This window comes from Paracoccus niistensis (assembly GCF_042432925.1).
In the GTDB taxonomy this organism is placed as follows: Bacteria; Pseudomonadota; Alphaproteobacteria; order Rhodobacterales; family Rhodobacteraceae; genus Paracoccus; species Paracoccus niistensis.
This window is the reverse complement of the sequence record NZ_JBHLWE010000075.1, coordinates 1-3,716: the sequence shown is the minus strand read 5'-3', so window position 1 is coordinate 3,716 and position 3,716 is coordinate 1. Positions and strand designations below refer to the sequence as shown.

Genomic DNA, 3,716 nt, shown 5'->3' with positions numbered 1-3,716 from the left:
AGACCGGCCAGGCTGACCGGGGATTTCGTTCCGTGACGACTCCGCCCTTGGCCAGCCTAGCCAGACCACAGTAGCTGGGTTCCGGTGCCTGCTTCCGCGGCCGTGGCAGCTCAAAGAGCGCAGGATCGAGGTTGCGGCGGTACGGGTCTGGCACAGGTCCGGGAGCGCGCCCTTGAGGTCGGGCGCGTAGCCCAGGAGCTGGCTGGCCAGGCCCACGCCTGGCTCGGGCAGGTGGTCGAGCAGGCGCTGGAGGTCCTGGAGCCGGGGCCCGATGCCTGGGGGTACTTCTTCGCGGAAGCCGCGCAGGGCGGGCTGCGCGACGATCTAGGGCGCGATCTGGAGCGGGAGCGGCAGATGGCGAAGCAGGTGGAGCGTGTGCGGCAACATGAGCTGGTGAAGGAACACGAGGCCCATGGGCGCAGGGACGACGAGCTGGATCACGGGTTGTAGCTTGTGGAGCCGGGCAGGCCCGCCCCTCCGATCTGTGAGGTCTCCGGGGCGGGCCTGCCCTGCCGTCGGTTTGAATCCTTTGCCGACCTTCATCAGTTCCGCAGTGAGCGCAATTGCAGCAAGAGCACGCGGCCCTCTTAGGGCGTTCGGGTTGGAAACAGTGCCAGGGTGCAGCTTCCTCGAAGTCCACATCGGCCATTCGGGATGGCCTTTTTCCCCATCTATCTAGTCCCTGATGCAAGCGATCGGGGCGCGTTGAACCGCGCTTCGAACCCGGCCTCACGCCCTGTCGCGGGAGAATGCAGGGTCAGTGATCCGCCCGACTGCCGGGCGATGGTGTCGGCGATATGCAATCCCAGTCCGAAGCCCTGCGTCGATCGGTTCGCCCGCTGGAACCGGCGGATCAGTCGTGCAAGTTGCTGCCGGTCCAGCGGCGGCCCCTCGTTCGACACGACCAGGCACCCGTCGCCCGAGAGCGCGACTGTCACCGGCGATCCCTCGGGCGAGTGCTGGACGGCATTGTCGACGAGGTTGCCCGCCAGGATCGCGAAGGCATCCGGGTCGATGGGCGACAGCACCGGACCATCCGGCAACGTCACCCGCAGCCGCTCGGCCCGGGCCGCGTTGCGGCGGATGTCGTCGAGGACATGGTCCAGCAGCGCGCGCAGGTCATGCGGCCGGGGCCCCGCGCCGAGGCCTGCGTCGGCGCGGGCAAGCTGTAGCAACCGTTCTACGAGGCGGCTCATCCTTGTAAGCGCAGCCTCGATACGGTCGATGCGGTCGAGCGCGGGGCCGATCGCCTCGGCCCGCAGCCGCTGGGTCTGGGCCAGCGCCACGGCGACGGGGGTGCGCAGCTCGTGCGCGGCGTTGGTGGCAAATGCGCGCTCGCCGTCCAGGGCCTGGCCCAGGCGCATCATCAGGCCGTTCGTGGTGGCGGTAATCGCGCGCAGCTCCTGCGGCTGGCCGGCGGCGTCGATGGGGTCCAGCCGCCCGTCGCCCCGCGCCTCGATCTCCCCGCGCAGGCGGTTCAGGGGCCCCAGCGCCGCCTGCGCGATCCGGCCGACAAGGACATAGGCCAAGGGCAGCAGCGCCAGCATCGGCAGAAGGAAGGCCAGCAGGCTTTCGCGATAGGCGTCGCGGCGTTCATGCAGCGGGTCGCCATAGATCGCGGCCAGACCCTCCGCGTCCGGCTCGGTCACATAGAAGGCATGGGTTTCGGTCCGGACATGGCCGGGCCGGGGCGGGCCCTCGGGCAGCACCGCACCGGCCGCGCTGGGGGATCGCAGCAGGATCCGCCCGGCGGGATCGACCAGCAGGTAGACCAGCGCCTCGTCGGGGTTGCTGCTGGCCGGGGGCAGGGCGGCGGCGGCGCCGTCGGCGGCCCAGCGTTCGACCAGCACCGGCAGGAACACCCGCGCCGTTTCCCGCAGTTGCAGGTCCAGCAATTCCTCCTGCTCGTGGCGCAGGACCAGCGCCGTCGCGAGCCCCGCCAGCAGCCAGATCGCCACGAAGCCCGCGCTGGTCATCAGTGCCAGCCGCCGCGACAGGCTGCCGGGCCGGTTCATCCCTGTCCCATGCGGTAGCCGAAGCCCCGCACGGTCTCGACCGCCATGCGGCCAAGCTTGGCGCGCAACCGGCTGACATGGGCCTCAATGGCGTTGCTTTCGACCTCCTCGCCGAAGCCGTAGACAGCGTCCTCCAGCTCGGCCTTACCGACGACTTGGCCGGGGCGGTGGCTCAGGCGGTCGAGGATCGCCCATTCGCGCGGCGTCAGCGTCACGGGCGCCCCGTGCCGCGTCACCGTCCGGGCCGAGGGCGAGATGCAGAGTCCCCCGAAGCGCCGCTCGGGCGCGCGGGTGCCGTCGGCGCGGCGCAGGATCGCGTTGATCCGGGCCAGCATCTCGTTCAGGTCATAGGGCTTGACCAGGTAGTCGTCGGCGCCCGCTTCCAGTCCCGCGATGCGTTCGATGATCCGATCGCGGGCGGTGACGATCAGCACCGGGGTCGGGTCGCGGCGGTCGCGCAAGTCGCGCAGCAGGGCCAGCCCCTCGCCGTCGGGCAGGCGCAGGTCCAGCAGGATCAGCGCATAGGGCATGGCGCGGACGGCCGCCTGCGCCGCATCCAGCGTGGAGGCGTGGTCGACGGCATGGGCGGCCGCGCGCAGGTGGTCCACCACCGCCTGTGCCAGGTCCGCTTCGTCCTCGACCACCAGGATCCGCATCCGGTCCCCCCCTTTCGGGTCTTCTACGCCGCCCGTCAGCGATCCGTAAGGTTCGCCGCCTATGGCCCCGCCGACAGACAATTCGGGCAATGGAGCCGGACATGACAGAGACGTCCCTCTGGATCGGGATCGGGTTCGCGGGCCAGCTTCTCTTCACCTCGCGCTTCCTGGTGCAGTGGATCGCCTCGGAACGCCGGCGCGAAAGTGTGGTCCCGGTGGCCTTCTGGTGGTTCAGCCTTGCCGGAGGGGTGACGCTGCTGAGCTACGCCCTATGGCGGCATGACCCGGTCTTCATCCTGGGGCAGGCCATGGGGCTGGTGGTCTATGCCCGCAACCTCGCCCTGATCCATGCGAAGAACCGCGAGGCCGCGGCGTGACCGACACATCGGACCTGCAGGCGGCCCGCCTGCGCCCGCCGCGCGCGGCCTGGCGCATCCGCCTGGCCCCCGCGGGCGCCCTTGCCCTGCTGGGTTTCGCCGCCGTCGCCCTTGCGGGCGTGCTGCTGCGTCCTGCCCTGCCGATCGACGAGACGCGCTATCTGGCCGTCGCATGGGAGATGTGGGCCCGCGGCGACTGGCTGGTGCCGACGAAGAACTTCGAACTTTACGCCCACAAGCCGCCCCTGCTGTTCTGGGCGATGAACCTCACCTGGTCGCTGACCGGCGTGTCCGAGATCGCCGCGCGCCTGGTCGGACCTGCCTTCGCGCTTCTGTGTCTGCTGCTGACCGGGCGGCTTGCCCGTCGGCTGTGGCCCGAGCGGCCGGAAATCGGCGGAGCCGCAACCCTCGCGCTGGCCGGGATGACGGCCTTTGCGCTTTCCGGCGGGCTGACGATGTTCGACGCGGCGCTGGCGGCGGCGACGGTCGGCGGGATGCTGGCCTTGTGGCGCGCGGTCCATGCCGGGCGGCCCCGCGACTGGATGCTGCTGGGCCTCGCGCTGGCCCTGGGGGGCCTGGCCAAGGGGCCGGTGATCCTGATCCACCTGGGGTCGGCCCTGGCGCTGTCGCCGCTGTGGTCCGCAGGGCGGATCACCTGGCGGACCATG

At 70.7% G+C, this 3,716-nt stretch carries 5 protein-coding genes; 3 read left to right on the top strand and 2 right to left on the bottom strand.

Translation table 11 applies throughout. The annotated features are described in order from the left end of the window. Positions 1-231: 231 nt before the first annotated feature. Complete coding sequence (locus ACFFII_RS17515; protein WP_377700160.1) at positions 232-450, top strand: hypothetical protein; 219 nt, start codon at positions 232-234, stop codon at positions 448-450. 221 nt (positions 451-671) lie between these two features. On the opposite strand, the gene ACFFII_RS17510 is transcribed toward ACFFII_RS17515, so the two are convergent. Both ACFFII_RS17510 and ACFFII_RS17505 read right to left on the bottom strand, forming a co-directional pair. Continuing rightward, positions 672-2,015, bottom strand: a complete 1,344-nt coding sequence (locus ACFFII_RS17510; RefSeq protein WP_377700159.1) for a sensor histidine kinase — start codon at positions 2,013-2,015, stop codon at positions 672-674. Continuing rightward, positions 2,012-2,671 (bottom strand): response regulator transcription factor, encoded by a 660-nt coding sequence (locus ACFFII_RS17505; protein WP_377700158.1) that lies wholly within the window; start codon positions 2,669-2,671, stop codon positions 2,012-2,014. The genes ACFFII_RS17510 and ACFFII_RS17505 overlap by 4 nt, the downstream gene beginning before the upstream one ends. Positions 2,672-2,772: 101 nt before the next feature. On the opposite strand from ACFFII_RS17505, the gene ACFFII_RS17500 reads away from it, so the two are divergent. Beyond that, positions 2,773-3,048: a lipid-A-disaccharide synthase N-terminal domain-containing protein gene (locus ACFFII_RS17500; RefSeq protein ID WP_377700157.1), complete on the top strand. Its 276-nt coding sequence runs from the start codon at positions 2,773-2,775 to the stop codon at positions 3,046-3,048. Next, on the top strand, positions 3,045-3,716 hold a 672-nt coding region (locus ACFFII_RS17495; RefSeq protein WP_377700156.1), incomplete at its 3' end, for an ArnT family glycosyltransferase. The genes ACFFII_RS17500 and ACFFII_RS17495, both read left to right, overlap by 4 nt.